This is a genomic window from Mesorhizobium sp. L-8-3, assembly GCF_016756615.1.
Taxonomy (GTDB): domain Bacteria; phylum Pseudomonadota; class Alphaproteobacteria; order Rhizobiales; family Rhizobiaceae.
Genome location: NZ_AP023262.1, coordinates 2,295,271 through 2,313,200 on the forward strand (window position 1 = coordinate 2,295,271; position 17,930 = coordinate 2,313,200).

At 64.7% G+C, this 17,930-nt stretch carries 18 protein-coding genes; 16 read left to right on the forward strand and 2 right to left on the reverse strand.

Annotated features, from left to right (window positions below; all coding sequences use genetic code 11):
* Positions 1 to 11: 11 nt before the first annotated feature.
* From ruvC to ruvB, 5 genes are all read left to right on the forward strand, one after another.
* Positions 12 to 524 (forward strand): crossover junction endodeoxyribonuclease RuvC, encoded by a 513-nt coding sequence (gene ruvC, locus JN302_RS10890; protein WP_202312043.1) that lies wholly within the window; start codon positions 12 to 14, stop codon positions 522 to 524.
* Positions 525 to 761: 237 nt separating this feature from the next.
* The gene (gene ruvA, locus JN302_RS10895; protein ID WP_202312045.1) at positions 762 to 1,382 is read left to right on the forward strand and encodes a Holliday junction branch migration protein RuvA; all 621 of its coding nucleotides are present in this window, start codon (positions 762 to 764) and stop codon (positions 1,380 to 1,382) included.
* Positions 1,383 to 1,479: 97 nt separating this feature from the next.
* Positions 1,480 to 1,764 carry an AbrB/MazE/SpoVT family DNA-binding domain-containing protein gene (locus JN302_RS10900; protein WP_202332862.1) on the forward strand — a complete coding sequence of 95 codons (285 nt, stop codon included), beginning with the start codon at positions 1,480 to 1,482 and terminating at the stop codon, positions 1,762 to 1,764.
* On the forward strand, positions 1,761 to 2,159 hold the full coding sequence (locus JN302_RS10905) for a PIN domain-containing protein (protein ID WP_202332863.1): 399 nt from the start codon (positions 1,761 to 1,763) through the stop codon (positions 2,157 to 2,159). Before JN302_RS10900 ends, JN302_RS10905 begins: the two co-directional genes overlap by 4 nt.
* Complete coding sequence (ruvB, locus tag JN302_RS10910; RefSeq protein WP_202312051.1) at positions 2,156 to 3,196, forward strand: Holliday junction branch migration DNA helicase RuvB; 1,041 nt, start codon at positions 2,156 to 2,158, stop codon at positions 3,194 to 3,196. Before JN302_RS10905 ends, ruvB begins: the two co-directional genes overlap by 4 nt.
* 54 nt (positions 3,197 to 3,250) lie before the next feature.
* Here the strand turns inward: ruvB and JN302_RS10915 are convergent, their stop codons facing one another.
* The gene (locus tag JN302_RS10915) at positions 3,251 to 4,501 is read right to left on the reverse strand and encodes a glycoside hydrolase family 5 protein (protein WP_202332864.1); all 1,251 of its coding nucleotides are present in this window, start codon (positions 4,499 to 4,501) and stop codon (positions 3,251 to 3,253) included.
* 156 nt (positions 4,502 to 4,657) lie between these two features.
* Here JN302_RS10915 and ybgC point away from each other — a divergent pair, with 156 nt between their 5' ends.
* From ybgC to ftsH, 9 genes are all read left to right on the forward strand, one after another.
* Positions 4,658 to 5,131 carry a tol-pal system-associated acyl-CoA thioesterase gene (ybgC, locus tag JN302_RS10920; RefSeq protein ID WP_202312055.1) on the forward strand — a complete coding sequence of 158 codons (474 nt, stop codon included), beginning with the start codon at positions 4,658 to 4,660 and terminating at the stop codon, positions 5,129 to 5,131.
* 342 nt (positions 5,132 to 5,473) lie between these two features.
* The gene (gene tolQ, locus JN302_RS10925; RefSeq protein ID WP_202312057.1) at positions 5,474 to 6,184 is read left to right on the forward strand and encodes a protein TolQ; all 711 of its coding nucleotides are present in this window, start codon (positions 5,474 to 5,476) and stop codon (positions 6,182 to 6,184) included.
* Positions 6,185 to 6,195: 11 nt separating this feature from the next.
* Complete coding sequence (gene tolR, locus JN302_RS10930) at positions 6,196 to 6,654, forward strand: protein TolR (RefSeq protein ID WP_202332865.1); 459 nt, start codon at positions 6,196 to 6,198, stop codon at positions 6,652 to 6,654.
* Between the two features lie 4 nt (positions 6,655 to 6,658).
* Positions 6,659 to 7,720 carry a hypothetical protein gene (locus JN302_RS10935; RefSeq protein ID WP_202332866.1) on the forward strand — a complete coding sequence of 354 codons (1,062 nt, stop codon included), beginning with the start codon at positions 6,659 to 6,661 and terminating at the stop codon, positions 7,718 to 7,720.
* 46 nt (positions 7,721 to 7,766) lie between these two features.
* Positions 7,767 to 9,071, forward strand: coding sequence for a Tol-Pal system beta propeller repeat protein TolB (tolB, locus tag JN302_RS10940; protein WP_244846284.1), 1,305 nt, complete (start codon positions 7,767 to 7,769; stop codon positions 9,069 to 9,071).
* Between the two features lie 249 nt (positions 9,072 to 9,320).
* Complete coding sequence (gene pal / locus JN302_RS10945) at positions 9,321 to 9,818, forward strand: peptidoglycan-associated lipoprotein Pal (protein WP_202332868.1); 498 nt, start codon at positions 9,321 to 9,323, stop codon at positions 9,816 to 9,818.
* 182 nt (positions 9,819 to 10,000) lie between these two features.
* The gene (gene ybgF / locus JN302_RS10950; protein ID WP_202332869.1) at positions 10,001 to 10,984 is read left to right on the forward strand and encodes a tol-pal system protein YbgF; all 984 of its coding nucleotides are present in this window, start codon (positions 10,001 to 10,003) and stop codon (positions 10,982 to 10,984) included.
* A 42-nt stretch (positions 10,985 to 11,026) separates the two neighbouring features.
* Positions 11,027 to 12,484, forward strand: a complete 1,458-nt coding sequence (gene tilS / locus JN302_RS10955; protein ID WP_244846285.1) for a tRNA lysidine(34) synthetase TilS — start codon at positions 11,027 to 11,029, stop codon at positions 12,482 to 12,484.
* Positions 12,485 to 12,695: 211 nt separating this feature from the next.
* Positions 12,696 to 14,630 (forward strand): ATP-dependent zinc metalloprotease FtsH, encoded by a 1,935-nt coding sequence (gene ftsH, locus JN302_RS10960; protein ID WP_202332870.1) that lies wholly within the window; start codon positions 12,696 to 12,698, stop codon positions 14,628 to 14,630.
* A gap of 81 nt (positions 14,631 to 14,711) precedes the next feature.
* On the opposite strand, the gene JN302_RS10965 is transcribed toward ftsH, so the two are convergent.
* Positions 14,712 to 15,347 (reverse strand): TetR/AcrR family transcriptional regulator, encoded by a 636-nt coding sequence (locus JN302_RS10965; RefSeq protein WP_202332871.1) that lies wholly within the window; start codon positions 15,345 to 15,347, stop codon positions 14,712 to 14,714.
* A 129-nt stretch (positions 15,348 to 15,476) separates the two neighbouring features.
* On the opposite strand from JN302_RS10965, the gene JN302_RS10970 reads away from it, so the two are divergent.
* Positions 15,477 to 16,715: a parallel beta-helix domain-containing protein gene (locus tag JN302_RS10970; protein ID WP_202332872.1), complete on the forward strand. Its 1,239-nt coding sequence runs from the start codon at positions 15,477 to 15,479 to the stop codon at positions 16,713 to 16,715.
* 39 nt (positions 16,716 to 16,754) lie between these two features.
* Positions 16,755 to 17,912: an SO2930 family diheme c-type cytochrome gene (locus JN302_RS10975; RefSeq protein WP_202332873.1), complete on the forward strand. Its 1,158-nt coding sequence runs from the start codon at positions 16,755 to 16,757 to the stop codon at positions 17,910 to 17,912.
* Positions 17,913 to 17,930: the final 18 nt, after the last annotated feature.

The window sequence follows — 17,930 nt, forward strand, 5'->3', positions numbered from 1 at the left end:
GAGTGGAGACCATGAGAGAAACGATTCGCATCGTCGGCATCGATCCGGGCCTGAGACGTACCGGCTGGGGTATCGTGGAGTCGCTCGGAAACTCGCTTCGCTTCGTGGCGTCGGGCACCGTGAGGTCGGACGACAAGGCTGCACTCGCGTCCCGGCTATGCCAGCTTCACGATGGGCTCGCCGAAGTGCTGCACGCCCATATGCCCGACGAGGCGGCGGTGGAGGCGACCTTCGTGAACAAGGATGCGTCGGCGACGCTGAAGCTCGGCCAGGCCCGCGGCGTCGCCATGCTGGTGCCGGCCCGCGCCGGGCTGGCGGTCGCGGAATATGCGCCGAACGCTGTGAAGAAGGCGGTGATCGGCGTCGGCCATGGCGACAAGAAGCAGATCCACATGATGGTGAAGGTTCTCCTGCCGAAATCGGCTTTCGACACGGATGATGCGGCCGATGCCCTGGCCATCGCCATCTGCCATGCCCATCACAGGCAGAGTGTTCCGGCCAGGCTTGCGGCGCTCGCCGGGTGAGTGAGAAAGCGACGGGCGGCTTCGAAGGGGCACCGGCCGGGGATGGAGAGGCTCCTGTTCTTGACTTGTTCCGGGTGCCGGGATAAGCGGCCTTAACTGTGGGAAATCATCTCCAGCATATCAGGCGGCATTTTTTCGACGGATAGTATCGAGTTCCTTGTCGGCGCGTCGGAATGCCTCTCTGTCCGGCAATCCCCACGAGTTGTTTTCCGGCATCACAGCAGCGGATAGGGATCCATGATCGGTAAGCTGAAAGGGACGCTCGACGAGATCGGCGAAGACTATTGCGTGGTCGACGTGCATGGCGTCGGTTACGTCGCCTACTGCTCGGCGCGAACGCTGGCTGCCCTGCCGGGGCCGGGAGAGGCCGTGATCCTCTTCATCGAAACTTTCGTGCGCGAGGATATGATCCGTCTCTACGGTTTCCAGTCGACCCTGGAGCGCGAATGGTTCCGGTTGCTGCAGAGCAATGTCCAGGGCGTCGGGGCGAAGGTGGCGCTGGCGGTCCTGTCGACGCTTTCGCCGCCCGATCTCGCCAATGCGATCGCCCTGCGCGACATCGCCATGGTTTCGCGCGCGCCGGGGGTCGGCAAGAAGGTCGCAGAGCGCATCGTCACCGAGCTCAAGAACAAGGCGCCTGCTTTCGCCGGCTCCGCCGCGGGCACGATCGGACTGAAGCAGGAACTGGGAGAGGGCGTGGCGCCGGCGCCGGTCGCCGACGCGGTTTCAGCCCTGACCAATCTCGGCTATTCGCGCGACATCGCGGCAAATGCGATCGCCGCGGCGATGAAGTCGGCCGGAGAGGACGCCGACTCGGCCAGGCTGATACGGCTCGGACTGAAGGAACTGGCGCGGTGACAGGGAGGAAACGCGGCGTCCCGATGAAGCTCCCGTTTGCAACGGTATGGCATTCTTACTAGATTCCTGCGGTAGGAAACGGCGACGGAAGTAAGAAATGGGTGCGTTCACGACGATGACGTCCAAGGGGCAACTGACCATCCCCAAAGCGGTGAGGGACGCCTTGAAGCTGGTGCCGGGCACCAAGTTCTTCGTGACAGTCAGGGACGGCCAAGTCGTGGCATCGCCGAAGAACAGGCAGGTCAAAGACCTTGCGGGCATGCTCGGCAGGCCGCCTTCCGGTGAGGTGCTGTCGGTCGAGCAGATGAATGAGGCTGTCAGGGGAATTGCAGGCGAAGAGGACGAACGCATTACGCGGCAGTGGCGGGACGGTCGCAAATGATCGGAGTCGACACGAATGTGCTGGTTCGTTTTCTCGTCGTCGACGATCCGTTCCAGAACGAGTTGGCGCGTGCGTTTTTCGCAACACGCAGTTCGGAAGACCCGGCGTTCGTAAGTGCCGTCACGCTCGCCGAAACCATATGGGTCCTGAATAGGCGGCTGAACTACCCTTTGGTACAGGTGATGGCGGCCTTGCGCGAGATGCTCGCCAGCGAAGAGATCAGCATCGAACATGCCGAAGGACTCGGGCGGCTCCTGCATGATGAGGATACCCCCGAAGCCGACATCGGCGACTATCTCATCAGTTGGGCAGGCATTGCCGCCGGTTGCTCGTCGACGGTCACATTCGATCGCCGGGCAGCGAGTTTCGTCCCAGCTCTGGAGCTTCTCGCGTGAGCTCACCAAGCCGGCTCATCTCTTCCGACAAGCGTGGCGAGGACGCCGATGCGTCGATGCGTCCGCAATCGCTAGACGAATTCGTCGGGCAGGCGGCGGCGCGCGCCAACCTCAAGGTCTTCGTCGAGGCTGCCAAGGGGCGTGGCGAGGCGCTCGACCACGTGCTGTTCGTCGGTCCTCCGGGACTGGGCAAGACGACGCTCGCCCAGATCATGGCGCGCGAACTCGGGGTCAATTTCCGGTCGACCTCCGGGCCGGTCATCGCCAAGGCCGGCGACCTCGCCGCGCTTCTGACCAATCTCGAAGAACGCGACGTGCTGTTCATCGACGAGATCCACCGGCTGAACCCCGCGGTGGAAGAGATCCTCTATCCGGCGATGGAGGACTACCAGCTCGACCTGATCATCGGCGAGGGGCCGGCGGCACGCTCGGTCAAGATCGATCTCGCCCGTTTCACCCTGGTCGCGGCGACGACACGGCTCGGCCTTCTCACCAATCCGCTGCGCGACCGCTTCGGCATTCCGGTGCGGCTGAACTTCTATACGGTGGAGGAGCTCGATCTGATCGTGCGTCGGGGCGCGCGCATCCTCGGCCTGCCGCTCGGCGAGGACGGCGCCCTCGAGATCGCACGGCGTGCGCGCGGCACGCCGCGCATCGCGGGTCGATTGCTGCGGCGGGTGCGCGATTTCGCGAGCGTGGCAGGCGCTGCCCATGTGACGCGCACCATAGCCGACGAGGCGCTGTCCCGGCTCGAGGTCGACGCACTGGGTCTCGACCAGCTCGATCGGCGTTACCTCTCCATGATCGCCATGAATTTCGGCGGCGGGCCGGTCGGCATCGAGACGATCGCAGCGGGGCTCGCCGAGCCGCGTGACGCCATCGAGGACATCATCGAGCCTTATCTGATCCAGCAGGGTTTCATCAACCGGACGCCCCGCGGCAGGGTGCTGACCGCCAATGCCTGGAGGCATCTGGGCCTCGAAATGCCCCGCGAAGTCGCCCAACAGCAGATCAACCTGTTCCAGGAAGAGGACTGATTGAAACCGGGCCGACACGGCCCGGCTTCGCTGGTCGCCCGCCCGGAACTCCCGTCATTTCAGATCGCGCACAACCTGCATGACGTCGGGTTCCGCCTTCCGGCCTCCGAACTCGTCGACGATGCCGAAGGCGCCGCCATAGGACCAGACCGACCAGCCATATCCTCGCGCTTCCGCCCGCTCGACCATATCCCCGACATAGGCGGCGCGCGATGCGGCGGGCATGACGGCGTCGCTTCCGTATTCCTGGCGGATCATGCCGAACTCGCCGAGGATGATGTCCTGCGGTTCGACCCCATGCTCGCCGGCCCAGGCCGCGACAGTTTCGAAGGGCTGGCTGAGCGCGGCATCGAGCCTGGCCGCAGTGTCCAGCTTGGCGAACTCCTCGTCGAGATAGGCCAGCATTCCGCTTCGCCGCGTCAGGGGCGCGTCGGTGCGGATGCGCCGGCGGATGTTCTCGAGGATCCGGTCACGCTCGTCTTCCTTCAGCTCATGCGGCGGATAGGGGATGCCGGTAACGTAGCGGATGAAGTCGCCGGCCCAGGTCGCGCCCTGGTGGGTGAGGAGGAAGGGCGCGTAGGAATGGAACGACCAGATGATGTTGTCGTCGGGAAAGTCGGACGGGTCGAGTGCGGCGAGCCCCTCCGCGCTGCCCCAGCAGCCACCTTCCAGAATGAGCGTTAGCCTGGTGGCCGAGGCGCGGGCGGCGGCGAAGAGCTTTTTGAGACGATCCGGCCACAGCCCTGCTGCGGGTCCCTCGCAGTCGATCACCGGTTCGTTCATAAGCTCCAGCGCGAGCCGGCTCGGATCCTCCCTGGCCAATGCCCGCGCCATCTGCCTGACGAGCTCGACATAGCGGGCGAACAAGTCCGGGTCGTCCATCACCTGCTTCATGCCGACCGAGCGGTCGTCGCCGGCGGGTATCAGATGAAGGTCGACGATAACCTTCAGACCGGCCTTCTGGACAAGCCGCGCCGCGGTGACGACCTCCTCGAAAAGCCTGTCCCGCAGCCGGCCGGTCGTGCCGGAGAGGAAGGGCGCAGGATCGACCGGTATGCGGACGAAATCGAAGCCGTCCTTCCTCAGCGCTTTCAGCTCGGGTTCGCCGACCGTGCGTCGCCATTCCGGGAAGGGCAGGAGAACGTCGCTCTCGCCCCAGCGGCTTTCGCCCGGCCAGGTCGTCCAGATGTCGAGGTTGATCCCGCGTTTCACGGAAAAGCTCGCCGCGCCAGCGGGCAGCGTGATCCAGGCGAGCGCCAGGATCGCTGCAAAGCAGTTCTTGATCATAAACGCCATCGATGCCATCCGGTTCGGCAGGAGCGCCGCGCGCGGTCGGCGCGCAACGGAAGCTGCAGCATTCTGGAACTGAGCGTCCTGCCGTCCGAGGGTCGCGGGCGACTTTGCGGATGGCGGGATCGGTAACCGGATTGGTGTCAGTTCGGGGACGAAAAGGAAAGCACGATGGCGGAGCATGGTGAATCCGAAGTACTGACGGCCGGCCTCTCGGGGACGCTGACGCCCTTCGGACATCGAATCATGGCGCGCGTCTATTACGCCGACACGGACTTCTCTGGCGTCGTCTATCATGCCCGCTATCTCGAATTCCTGGAACGCGGCCGTTCCGACTTCCTGCGGCTCGCCGGCGTCCACCACACCGAGCTTGCCGAGGGTAAGCACGGCGAAAGCCTGGTCTGGGTGGTGAAGCGCATGGAGATCGACTTCAGGAGTCCCGCTCGCATCGACGATATCCTCACGATCGACACGCGCACGGAAAAAGTATCGGGCGCCCGCATCTTCATGGCGCAGCAAATCCGGCGTGGCGACGATCTCCTGATCGAGGCGCGGGTCGAGGCAGCGATCATCGGCGAGCACGGTCGGCCCCGCCGTTTTCCGAAGGAGTGGGTCGGAGCGTTCATGCCCTCAGAGGCCGACTGAGCGCGCCGCCGCGTTAGTCCGTGCCGGTTTGGGCCGTTTCCGATCAGAGCGCTTTCCGGCCGATCGGGTGCGGCAACTCGGCGGTTCCCGAAGCGGGAATCCCTCACATCATCGTGCAGTGCAACGCACTGGTCCTAACCCATCCTTAACCTTAACGGTTCATGAAAGGATCGGTGAAGGTCGGGCGGATTTCCACGCGCCTTCCTTTCACCAAATTTCGCCCCGAAAAGGCCGGCAATGGCGCATTTGGGGTGCTTCCGGAGGCTTCGCGCTCACGGACCAGGGGATGATGCGCAAGGGCGCGCGGTGAGCGAAAGCCCGGAACCTTAAGGGACTCGTTGAATGGAAAATCTCTCTCTCGCCGAGCCGGGCGCGGCAGTGTCCATCTGGGCCTTGTTCTGGCAGGCCGGGTGGGTCGTGAAGCTGGTCATGCTCGGCCTGCTGGCCGCCTCGATCTGGACCTGGGCGATCATCGTGGACAAGATCATCTCCTTCAAGCGCATGCGCAGCGCGCTCAATCGCTTCGAGCAGGTGTTCTGGTCGGGGCAGTCGCTGGAAGAGCTCTACCGCACGCTGTCGGAGCGCAAGACCACCGGCATGGGTGCGATCTTCGTGGCCGCCATGCGCGAGTGGAAGAAGAGTTTCGAGAAGGGCGCCAAGTCGCCGCTCGCCCTGCAGACCCGCATCGACAAGGCCATGGATCTTGCGCTCACCCGCGAGATGGAAGGCCTGGAGGGCCGACTGGGCTTCCTGGCCACAATCGGGTCAGCCGCGCCCTTCATCGGCCTTTTCGGTACGGTCGTCGGCATCATGACCTCGTTCCAGGCGATCGCCGGCTCCAAGTCGACCAACCTGGCCGTGGTGGCGCCGGGCATCGCGGAGGCGCTGCTTGCAACGGCGATCGGCCTGCTGGCAGCCATTCCCGCGGTCATTGCCTACAACAAGCTGTCATCGGATGCCGGCAAGCTGGCGCTCAGGATGGAGGGCTTCGCGGACGAGTTCTCCGCCATACTCTCGCGCCAAATCGATGAAAAAGTCGCGGCCAAGGTCTGAGGGTAAGCAGGATGGGAATGTCGATCGGACAGACCGGCGGCCGGGGCGGCCGCGGCCATAGGCGGCGCGGCCGGCACCACAGCCTCGTGTCCGAAATCAACGTCACGCCCCTGGTGGACGTGATGCTGGTGCTGCTGATCATCTTCATGGTGGCGGCGCCCATGCTGACGGTCGGCGTCCCCATCGACCTGCCTGAGACCCAGGCCAAGGCGATGAATTCCGACACCCAGCCGATCACCGTCTCGGTCAACCAGGGCGGCCAGATCTATCTGCAGGAGACCGAGATCGCGCTTGAGGAAGTGGTCCCCAAGCTCGAGGCGATCGCCAAGACCGGCTATGAGGAACGCATCTATGTGCGCGGCGACAAGACCGCCGACTACGGCACGGTGATGCAGGTGATGGCGCGCATCTCCGCCGCCGGGTACCGCAATCTCGGCCTCGTGACCCTGCAGGAACGGGAAACCCAGTAGCGGCATGAAGGCTGGCCTAACCACCTCGGTCATACTGCACGCGGCGGTGCTCGGCTTCGGCCTGGTGTCGCTGTCGTCGCCGCGCGCCTTCGAGGTCGCCGACGTCGAGGCGCTGCCGGTCGACATCGTGCCGATCGAATCGATCACACAGATCCAGCAAGGCGACAAGAAGGCGCCGGCCAAGGAGAAGCCGTCGCCGGTTCCGACCTCCAAGCCCGACATCGTGGAGAACGCGCAGAAGGTCGGCGAAAACACCATCGATACGGACAAGCCGCCGACGCCCGAGGCAAAGCCGAAACCGGTCGAGGCCGCCGCCGCCGCGGCGCCTTCTCCCGAGCCGGCTCTGCGCCCGATGGAGGACAAGAAGCCGGAGCCGGTGAAGCAGCCGGAGCCGAAACCCGAGCCGGTGCCGGCGACGGAGGTGACGCCGCAGCCCCAGCCCAAGCAGGAAGTCAACCCTGATCCCGCCCCCGAGACGGCGGTGACGGAGACCGCCCAGGCCGAGGCGATGAAGCTGCCCGACAATGCGCCGTCGCCAGAGGCGCGCCCGCAGCCACCCCAGGCCCAGACCGCCAAGGCGCCTGAGCGGAAGGATGCGGAAAAGCCGGCCAAGCAGCAGGCCAACAAGCCGAAATCGGAAGAGAAGGAATTCAACGCGGACGAGGTCGCGGCTCTCCTGAACAAGGAGAAGGCAGCGGGCGGCGGCGCCAAACGCTCGACGCAACAAGCCTCGCTCGGCGGCGAAAAGAACACCGGCGGAACCAAGCTTTCACAGAGCGAGATGGACGCGCTGCGCGGCCAGGTGCAGCGCTGCTGGAGCGTTCCGGCCGGCGCGATGGACGGCGACTCGCTGAAGGTTTCGGTCAAGTTCAAGCTCGACCGTTCCGGAGCGCTCGAAGGCAGTCCGGAAATCATCGGCGGGGGTGGAGCCGACGGGGTGCAGCGCGCCGCAGCCGAGGCGGCGCGGCGCGCGGTCGTGCGTTGTTCGCCCTACACGCTCCCCGCCGACAAGTACGATGCATGGGCGGATGTGATCGTCAATTTCGATCCGAGCGAAATGTTCTGATCCTCCGCCCCAAGGAGCAACGAGGCTTTTGCGAATGAAACAACTGATGAAGACCCTTCTTGTCCTGGGCGCGCTGGCCTGCGGCGTGACGTCTTTCGCGATGTCGCCGGCCCATGCGCTGGTGGAGATCGACATCAACAAGGGCAATGTGGAGCCGCTGCCGATCGCCATCAGCGATTTTGTGTCCCAGGACGGGGCCGGCGCCGAGATCGCCGCGGTGGTGGCGGCCGACCTCAAGCGCTCGGGCCTGTTCGCGCCGATCGACAAAGGCGCCTTCATCGAGAAGATAACCGATCCCGACGCCGCACCGCGTTTCGACGACTGGAAGGTGATCAATGCTCAAGCGCTGGTCGTCGGACGCGTGACGCAGGAGGCGGACGGGCGGCTGCGCGCGGAGGTGCGGTTGTGGGATACGTTCGCCGGCCAGCAACTGATCGGCCAGCAGTTCTTCGCCAACAAGGCCAACTGGCGTCGTGTCGCCCATATCATCGCCGATGCGATCTATGAGCGCCTGACCGGCGAGAAGGGATATTTCGACACCCGCGTCGTGTTCGTCGACGAATCCGGCCCGAAGAACCAGCGCAGGAAGCGGCTCGCCATCATGGACCAGGACGGCGCCGGCATCCGCTACCTTTCGGACGGCCGGACGATCGCGCTCACGCCGCGCTTCTCGCCGAGCCGGCAGGAAATCACATATATGTCCTATGAAAGCGGACAGCCGCAGGTCTACCTGCTGCAGATCGAGACCGGTCAGCGCGAATTGGTCGGCAACTTCCCCGGCATGACCTTCGCTCCACGTTTCTCGCCCGACGGCCAGAAGGTGATCATGAGCCTGCTCCGGGACGACGGCAATTCCAACATCTTCGCCATGGATCTGCGCAGCCGAACGACCACCAGGCTCACCAATTCCAATTCGATCGACACGTCTCCTTCCTATTCGCCCGACGGCAGCCAGGTCGTCTTCACCTCGGATCGTGGAGGCCGGGCGCAGATCTATGTGATGGGTGCGGACGGGTCCGGCCAGAAGCGCATCTCCTATGGCGACGGCACCTATTCGACACCGGTGTGGTCGCCGCGCGGCGACCTGATCGCCTTCACAAAGCAGTCGGGCGGCGAGTTCCAGATCGGCGTCATGAAGACCGACGGGTCGGGCGAACGCATCCTGTCGAGCGGTTTCCAGCAGGAAGGACCGACCTGGGCGCCGAACGGCCGCGTGCTGATGTTCTTCCGCGAGGCGGCTGGCTCCGGTGGGCCGCGGCTCTATTCGATCGACCTGACCGGTCGTAACGAGCAGGCGATCCCTACCTCCAATTTCGCCTCCGACCCGGCGTGGTCGCCATTGCTGGAATAGCGTCCGGCCAGCAGGCTAAAGCTCGCGTGAAAAGGGCCGGAAACGGCCCTTTTTCATGTATCGGCCGCGTTTTGGCCGTATTTCGGCCTAGGGTCCGCGCGCAATGTCGGGGCGGACGGAACAGCGACCGCCGGACCGGGGACGGAAGCCGGCAATAGATATTTAACCCTGTTCGTTGGGTGTCCGTTAACCGCAACGTGGTTACTGGACGATCAACGAAACTACTCGAATTTGCGAAGGAGAGGCGGGATGCGCCGCATCGCAGCATATACCATGAATCCGATCGTCCTGGCGCTGGTGGCGACCCTGGCCGTAGCCGGCTGCGCCTCGAAGAAGACGCCGAACAGCGTCGCCGATCTCGGCCTCGGCGCGGCGACCCCGGGTTCGGCGCAGGACTTCACCGTCAATGTTGGCGACCGCATCTTCTTCGACACGGACTCCTCGGTGATCCGCGCGGACGCACAGCAGACGCTGTCCAAGCAGGCTCAGTGGCTCAACCAGTACGGCAACTACGCCATCACAGTGGAAGGCCATGCCGACGAGCGCGGCACGCGCGAATACAACCTCGCGCTCGGCGCCCGCCGCGCCGCCGCGGCCCGCGACTTCCTGGTCGCGCGCGGCGTGAAGGCCAATCGGATCCGCACCATCTCCTATGGCAAGGAACGTCCGGTGGCGGTTTGCGACGACATCTCGTGCTGGTCGCAGAACCGTCGCGCCGTAACCGTGCTGAACGGCGCGGGAAGCTGAGTCGCGGAGACCTCCCGATACCCGAAAGGCGGCCGTGGTGCCGCCTTTTCCATGGCGGTCGCGGCGGCCTTGCCGAGGCGCGGGCGCCGAAACAAAATTTGGCCGAAGTCTCGCATCCTGATAGAAGCAGCGCGGGCGTCCGATGCGACCGCCCGGGACCGTTATACCAGAGCGAGACAAACATGCATTTGCGATCCATCCTCAGCGGCACGCTGGCCCTGCTGCTCCTGTCGGGGGGCGTAGCGCTTTCCCAGGAAGGCCGCGTGGGCGGCGCCGACCGGACCGTGCCGATGCCCAGGACCGACCTGCCCGGCGTGTTCGGTGCCGGTTCGAACGAAGGCTTCCGTGTCGCCCAGGCCGGCGATCCGCGCGTCAGTGCCCTCGAAGAGCAAATCCGCCAGTTGAGCGGAACGATCGAGGAACTCAACTTCCAGATCCTGCAGATGCAGGAACAGATGCGCAAGATGCAGGAAGACAACGAGTTCCGCTTCCAGGAGCTTGAAAAAAAGAGATCCGACGCCAGTGGCGGCTCCGGGCAATCGGTCGCGGGCTCAACCGAACCGACGACCGGCGCCGCCCAGGAGACGACGCCGAAGTCCGACCGGCCGGCCAATTCGGCCGCCGGTTCGCAACCCGGCGCGGGTGCGGGCACGTCGCCGAAAACCTTCGGGACCATCGTGTTCGACGCCGACGGCAATGTGACTGGCGGCAGCGTCGGGGACCAGATCACGGCACAGCCTCCCGGTACCAGCGGCGACCAGGTTGCCGCGTTGCCGGCGACGGACGATCCGGAGGAGGTCTATCGCAACTCGTACGAGTTCATTCTTTCCGGCGACTACAAGACCGCGGAGGCGGGCTTTCGCGATCATATCGCGCGCTTCCCGGGCGATCCCAAGACGGCGGACGCGCATTTCTGGCTCGGCGAGGCCTTGCTCGGCCAGCAGAAGTATCGCGATGCGGCGGAAATCTTCCTCGCCGCCAGCAAGGAGTATCCGTCGTCGAAGAAGGCGCCGGAAATGCTGCTGAAGCTCGGCATGTCGCTGGCAGGCCTGAAGCAGCGCGACGTCGCCTGCGCCACCTTCAGCGAGGTCGGCAAGCGTTATCCCGGTGCTTCTGCGCAGCTCAAGGAGCGCGTGAAGCAGGAGCAGGCCCTCGCCGCCTGCTAGACCGGCGAGATGAATCCCGATGCGATGGTTTCGGTTCGAGGAATGGGCTCCGCGGGCGGACGCCCCATCAACGCCCGTTTTCCTGCCGACACCGCATCCGGCTTCATCTCGCGCCCATCCATGACGGCGGGCAGCGATAAATCGTTCGACGCCTGCTTCCGGCGGTTGGACCTGACGGGCCGGCGCGGCGTGGTCGCAGCCGTCTCGGGCGGCAGCGACTCGACCGCGCTGCTTTTCCTGCTCAAGGCCGCGCTGGAAAGCCATTCGTCCGGGACAAGGCTCCTTGCGGTCACCATCGACCACGGGCTGCGGCCGGACGCGGCCGAGGAGGCGGCGACAGTCGCCCGGCTCTGCTGGGATCACGGGATCGCGCACCAGACGCTGCGCTGGGAAGGCCCAAAGCCCAAGACCGGCGTCCAGGCAGCAGCGCGCGAGGCACGCTACCGGCTGCTCGCGCGAGCCGCGATCGACCTAGGTACCGATATCGTCTTCACCGGCCACACTTCGGACGACCAGGCCGAGACGATCGACATGCGTCGGCGGCGCGGTGCGGGGCACGGCATGGCCGGCATGGCGCCCGCGACGCTCTATGACGGCAAGGTCTGGATCCTGCGACCGTTGCTCGAGACGTCGCGCGCAGCCTTGCGGGACTATCTCGACACCATGAAGATCGGGTGGATCGACGATCCGAGCAACCGCAACACAGCGTACGAAAGGATCAGGGTCCGGCAGGAGGGGACGAGCGGGCCAGGCGACGCGCATTCGGCCGCCGCGGCGCGGCGCGCGGTTGCGGGCCGCGCAGGCGAGTTGATTGCTTCCCATGCCTTGCTCGCAGCTCCGGGGCTCATCCGGCTTGCTCCCGCCTTTTTCACGGTCGACGATCGCGAGGCAGCGGTCCATGGCTTCAGGGTGCTGCTCGCCGTCGCCGGAGGCGTCGGGCATTTGCCCGATCTTGTCCGCGTCGGCGCCCTGTTCGAGCGCGTCGCCTCGGGTTCTCACTGTGCCACACTGTCGCGGGTGGTGGTTGAGGCGCGGCGTGCCGGCGTCTTTCTGAGGCGCGAGATGCGCGGTCTGCCGGCACCCGTGCCACTGATCCAGGGCATGATCTGGGACGGGCGTTTCCGTATGGAGGCAGGCGATGCCGCCGTGGGGTGCATCATCGAACCGCTCGGCCCGGAGGATGTCGGGACTGGCGAGCTCACGTCGGGCGATGGGCCGAAAAGCCTTGTCCGCAAGGCGCTCGCGGCCGGGCCCGCGGTCCGATTGGCCGGCTGTGAAGGGAAGATCAGCATCGCCGCCGGGCCGCTGGCTGCCGGATCCGCTCCAGAGACTCCTGGCGGAGCGGGGCGGGTTTTGGCGGCTGCGACTCCGCTGCTCGCGCCCTGGGCGCGTTTCCTGCCCTCGTTCGATCTTGCCCTGGCGCGGGCCGTCGCGTCACTGGTAGGGGCGCCGGATATTCCGGCTTCGCCTTGCGAAGGCCACAAAAAGCGGGAAATGTGAGGGTCTCGGGACCTGACGAGACCGGGGGGCCGTGCCGCCGTGAATTCTCAGGAACGAACTCTTGTCCGCGGGAAAGCCTCTTAACCGAGACAAAGACTCTTAACCGAGACGCCGGGTCGCGCTTGGCAATGGCAAGCGCCCTCCCTATGTTAGCCTTGATTAGACTTGCGGACTTTCGTGTCCGAGCTTCGGACACCCAACGGGACACTCGATGAATCCGAATTATCGTAATCTTGCGCTCTGGGCGATCATTGCCGTTCTCCTGATCGCGCTTTTCAATCTGTTCCAGACACCGCAGCAGCGGGGGACTTCGCGCGAGATCGCCTATTCCGAGTTTCTTCAGGACGTGTCGAGCGGCCGCGTGAAATCGGTGACGATTGCGGGCGAACGCATCACCGGCACCTATGTCGACAACAGCTCCGGCTTCCAGACCTATTCGCCGGGCGACACGTCGCTGGTCAGCCGTCTCGAAGAGAAGAACGTCGTCATCAATGCGCGGCCTGAGACCGACGGATCGAATTCGATCTTCGGCTACCTGATCTCGTGGCTGCCGATGATCCTGATCCTGGGCGTGTGGATCTTCTTCATGCGCCAGATGCAGTCGGGCTCGGGACGCGCCATGGGCTTCGGCAAGTCGAAGGCCAAGCTGCTGACCGAGGCGCATGGCCGCGTGACCTTCCAGGATGTCGCTGGTGTCGACGAGGCCAAGGAGGATCTCGAGGAGATCGTCGAATTCCTGCGTGACCCGCAGAAATTCCAGCGGCTGGGCGGCAAGATCCCACGCGGCGTCCTGCTCGTCGGCCCTCCCGGAACCGGCAAGACGCTGCTTGCCCGGGCGATCGCCGGCGAAGCGAATGTGCCGTTCTTCACCATTTCCGGCTCGGACTTCGTCGAAATGTTCGTGGGCGTCGGTGCCAGCCGTGTCCGTGACATGTTCGACCAGGCCAAGAAGAACGCGCCCTGCATCATCTTCATTGACGAAATCGACGCAGTCGGCCGGCACCGTGGCGCTGGCTTGGGCGGCGGCAACGACGAGCGCGAGCAGACGCTCAACCAGTTGCTGGTCGAGATGGACGGCTTCGAAGCCAATGAGGGCATCATCCTGATCGCGGCCACCAACCGGCCCGACGTGCTCGACCCGGCATTGCTGCGCCCAGGCCGTTTCGATCGCCAGGTCGTGGTGCCAAATCCTGATATCAACGGCCGCGAGAAGATTCTCAAGGTCCATGTCCGAAATGTGCCGCTGGCGCCGAATGTCGACCTGAAGGTGGTGGCGCGGGGAACGCCGGGCTTCTCGGGCGCGGACCTGATGAACCTCGTCAACGAGGCGGCCCTCATGGCGGCGCGGCGCAACAAGCGCCTTGTCACGATGCAGGAGTTCGAGGACGCCAAGGACAAGGTGATGATGGGCGCCGAGCGTCGCTCGACGGCCATGACCCAGGCGGAAAAGGAACTGACGGCCTATCACGAAGCCGGCCACGCCATCCTGGCGCTCAATGTTCCGGCCGCCGACCCGCTGCACAAGGCAACCATCATCCCGCGCGGCCGCGCTCTGGGCATGGTGATGCAACTGCCCGAAGGCGACCGCTATTCGATGAGCTACAAATACATGGTCTCGCGCCTGGCGATCATGATGGGCGGGCGCGTCGCCGAGGAGATGAAGTTCGGCAAGGAGAACATCACCTCGGGTGCAGCTTCGGACATCGAACAGGCGACGAAACTGGCGCGCGCAATGGTCACCCGCTGGGGCTTCTCCGACAAGCTCGGCCAGGTCGCCTATGGCGAGAACCAGGAAGAAGTCTTCCTCGGCCATTCGGTCGCGCGCACCCAGAACGTCTCGGAGGAGACCGCGCAACTGATCGACGCGGAGGTGCGGCGCCTGATAGACGACGCCTACGCTACGGCGCGCCAGATCCTTACCAAGAAGAAGAAGGAATGGATCGCGCTCGCCGAGGGCCTGCTCGAATACGAGACCCTTTCAGGCGACGAGATCAAGCAACTGCTCGCCGGCGCGAAGCCGTCACGCGATCTTGGCGACGATACGCCGACATCCCGCGGCTCGGCAGTGCCGAAGGCCGGTGCCGGTCCGCGCCGCAAGAAAGGCCCGGAGCCCGAAGGCGGAATGGAACCACAGCCCCAGGGCTGAGTTGGGCCAGCCAATCCGGTCGAACCTGAAAAGATGCCGCAGCATGAAGATGCTGCGGCATCTTTTCGTTTCGGGGGCGCGCTACCGGTCGTCGGCCGGCCGCAGGGCGCGGTCGAGCGCAAGCAGCATGTGCGCTTCGACGTCCTGCCTTAGCCTTGCCCGCGCGGTCTTGTCCGACGTCACCAGATAGAGATCGACCAGTGTGCCGAGCAGCAGGTTGATCACCTGCAGGCTCAGCGGGTCGCTGGGCCTTTGCGGCGCAAAACGTGCAATGAAGGGCACCACGATATCGTCGACGATATGGTTCTGGTCGGCACTGTTGTCGGCTTCGATCGGCCTGATGGCCCGCATTGCCTTCAGCAGCCCCGAATGAGAGGGGATTGCTTCGGCGGCGTCGAGATAGACGCCGAGCAGGATCTTGGCCGCCTGCTCGACAGACGTATCTGCCGGCAGCGCAACCAGGGCGTCCGCGCAGGAGGCGACGATGCGGGCAACCGTCGCGTCATAGGCCGACAGCAGAAGACCGTCGCGATCGGCAAAGTAGCGATAGAGGGTGCCGACGGATACGCCCGTTTCTGCAGCGACGCGCGTGGTGGTGACCGCGTCCGCTCCTTCCTCGGCCACCAGCCGCTCGGTGGCGGCGAGCAATGCCGCGCGCGTTTTCTGCGCGCGATCCTGGACGGGCAAGATCTTGGTGGCTGGCGGGATGGGATCCATGGAAAGTGAAACTATTTCATTTTTGTTGACAAGGCCAGAACGGAAGCGCATCGTTTCGTCATTCGCCGACGAAGGCCCGCTTTTCACTGGTCAGGGGGGCGGGGGCCGGCACGGAGGGGAGGACTTGATGTGAGAGCTATCGTTTCGACGACCATGCTGGCCCTGCTGCTCGGCGTATCGGCGGGCAACGTTGCAAATGCGGCGGAGATCGCGGTGGAGGCCGGAGAGGACGCTGCCGAAAGGCTGACCGAGGCGCTGATCATGGCCAAGCCAGGCGACACCGTTCGCATCGGCGCCGGGCGTTTCGAACTGACCGAGGGGCTGTCGCTGGATATCGACGACGTGCTGGTGAAGGGCGCGGGCTCCGACCAGACGGTGCTTTCGTTCAAGAGCCAGACCGGCTCCGGGGAAGGGCTGCTCGTGACATCGGACCGCGTCGTCCTCGAGGATTTCGCGGTCGAGGATGCAAAGGGCGACGGGGTGAAGTCGAAGGGCTCCGACCAGATCACTTTCCGCAAGCTGCGCGTCGAGTGGACGAACGGGCCCGATGCGAAGAACGGCTCCTACGGCGTTTATCCCGTTTCGTCCAAGAATGTGCTGATCGACGGCGTGACCGTGAAAGGGGCGTCCGACGCCGGCATCTATGTTGGCCAGAGCGAGAACATCGTGGTGCGCAATTCGCGTGCCGAGTTCAATGTGGCCGGCATCGAGATCGAAAATTCGATGAAGGCCGACGTGTACAAGAACGTCGTCACCCGCAATACGGGCGGCATACTGGTCTTCGACCTTCCCAACCTGCCGGTGCAGGGTGGGCATGACATTCGTGTCTTCGACAACGAGGTAGTCAACAACGACACGCCCAATTTCGCACCGAAGGGCAACATCGTCGCGATCGTGCCGAAGGGCATGGGCATCATGGTGATGGCCAACCGCAACGTGCATGTCTTCAACAACAAGCTCGACGGCAACGGTACCGCCCATGTGCTCATCGCCGCCTACCCGAACGACTATGAGGACGACAAATACATGTTCGTGCCGCGCGGCGTGTTCGTGCACGACAATTCCTATGGGGAAGGCGGCGCGTCACCGGACGGCGAGGTCGGCAAGACGATCTCGGATGTTTCCGGGACGCCGGTGCCCGATATCGTCTGGGATGGGGTGACGACCATTCCCGAGTATTTCTCGTGGACCGCAGCCGAGAACCGAATCTATGTCGAGGAGGCCGAAGGCACCAGTTTCGTCAATCTCAAGATGATCTCCCAACTGATGCTGCCCTGGGGCTGGTGGCCCGACATGGATATTGCCTCCTACAAGGGAAGCCTGTCCGAGCCCGCTCCGGTCAAGCTGCCGCAGGAGAGCGGGGCCTAGACGGGGCAGGCGATGGTTGCGCTTCGCTGGAACCAGGAAATGAAGCGTGCTTGGTCCGGCTTCGGCTGGCCACCAAAGCGTTCGGGCGCGGCGATCCCGTGGCCGCTGTCGGTGCCGGCAAGGATCGGGCGGCTGGCGCGACCGGAGATATGGAAAATCCTGCTCGGTGCCTGGCTCGTGGGCCTTCTCGCGAGCGGTCATGCCCATGGCGTTGTTTCGGCTGAGGCGATCCTGGCCGAAAGCCCGCCGAAGCTGCTTTCCGAGTTCGGCTTCTTCGACGATCTCAAGGCGCAGAACCCGGCGGCTGGTGTCGTTCCGTTCCAGCTTGCCACGCCGCTGTTCTCCGACGGCGCGTTGAAATTCCGGTTCGTCCATTTGCCCGACGGCAAGGCGGCGCAATATGACGACGATGAAGCTTTCGACTTCCCGACGGGGACGGCTCTGATCAAGACCTTCGCCTTTCCCGCCGACAATCGCCGGCCGGACCAGGACATCAAGCTGATCGAGACGAGGGTGCTCCTGCGCCGCACGGACGGCTGGCACGCTTTCGCCTATCTCTGGAACGCCGAACAGACGGACGCCGTGCTGAAGATCGCAGGTGCCAAGGTCGAGATATCGACCACCGCAGCGGACGGATCCGCGCTCGCCTTCACCTATTCCGTACCGAACAAGAACCAGTGCAAGGCATGCCACGCCTTCAATGGAGAAATCGTCCCGCTCGGGCCGAAGGCGCGCAATTTGAACCGCGACGTCGACTATGCAACCGGCCGGCTAAACCAGCTGGCCCACTGGACGGCGGCGGGTATGCTGGCCGACGCCCCGGCTCCCAAGGACGCGCCCGCGGTCCCGGACTGGCGCGACGCCGCGGCCGCGCTCGACCTGCGGGCACGAGGCTGGCTCGACGTCAACTGCGCCCATTGCCATCGCCGGGAGGGGCCGGCCAGCAATTCCGGGCTGTGGTTGACCTTCGGCGAGAAGGATCCGGTGAAATTCGGCGTGAGGAAAAGGCCGGTCGCGGCGGGCAAGGGGTCCGGCGATCGCCAGTTTGATATCCTTCCGGGCGATCCGGGCGGCTCTATCCTCCTTTATCGCGTCGAGAGCACCGAACCCGGCGTGATGATGCCGGAACTGGGACGCCATATCGCGGATCCCGAGGCGGTCGCGCTGCTCAAGGACTGGATCGGCCAGATGCGATAAAGCGCGCCGCTCTATCTG

Coding starts and splice junctions, on each gene's coding strand:
- ruvC (WP_202312043.1), top strand. CDS start 12: ATGAGAGAAACGATTCGCATCGTCGGCATCGATCCGGGCCTGAGACGT.
- ruvA (WP_202312045.1), top strand. CDS start 762: ATGATCGGTAAGCTGAAAGGGACGCTCGACGAGATCGGCGAAGACTAT.
- JN302_RS10900 (WP_202332862.1), top strand. CDS start 1,480: ATGGGTGCGTTCACGACGATGACGTCCAAGGGGCAACTGACCATCCCC.
- JN302_RS10905 (WP_202332863.1), top strand. CDS start 1,761: ATGATCGGAGTCGACACGAATGTGCTGGTTCGTTTTCTCGTCGTCGAC.
- JN302_RS10915 (WP_202332864.1), bottom strand. CDS start 4,501: ATGGCATCGATGGCGTTTATGATCAAGAACTGCTTTGCAGCGATCCTG.
- ybgC (WP_202312055.1), top strand. CDS start 4,658: ATGGCGGAGCATGGTGAATCCGAAGTACTGACGGCCGGCCTCTCGGGG.
- tolQ (WP_202312057.1), top strand. CDS start 5,474: ATGGAAAATCTCTCTCTCGCCGAGCCGGGCGCGGCAGTGTCCATCTGG.
- tolR (WP_202332865.1), top strand. CDS start 6,196: ATGGGAATGTCGATCGGACAGACCGGCGGCCGGGGCGGCCGCGGCCAT.
- JN302_RS10935 (WP_202332866.1), top strand. CDS start 6,659: ATGAAGGCTGGCCTAACCACCTCGGTCATACTGCACGCGGCGGTGCTC.
- tolB (WP_244846284.1), top strand. CDS start 7,767: ATGAAGACCCTTCTTGTCCTGGGCGCGCTGGCCTGCGGCGTGACGTCT.
- pal (WP_202332868.1), top strand. CDS start 9,321: ATGCGCCGCATCGCAGCATATACCATGAATCCGATCGTCCTGGCGCTG.
- ybgF (WP_202332869.1), top strand. CDS start 10,001: ATGCATTTGCGATCCATCCTCAGCGGCACGCTGGCCCTGCTGCTCCTG.
- tilS (WP_244846285.1), top strand. CDS start 11,027: ATGGGCTCCGCGGGCGGACGCCCCATCAACGCCCGTTTTCCTGCCGAC.
- ftsH (WP_202332870.1), top strand. CDS start 12,696: ATGAATCCGAATTATCGTAATCTTGCGCTCTGGGCGATCATTGCCGTT.
- JN302_RS10965 (WP_202332871.1), bottom strand. CDS start 15,347: ATGGATCCCATCCCGCCAGCCACCAAGATCTTGCCCGTCCAGGATCGC.
- JN302_RS10975 (WP_202332873.1), top strand. CDS start 16,755: ATGAAGCGTGCTTGGTCCGGCTTCGGCTGGCCACCAAAGCGTTCGGGC.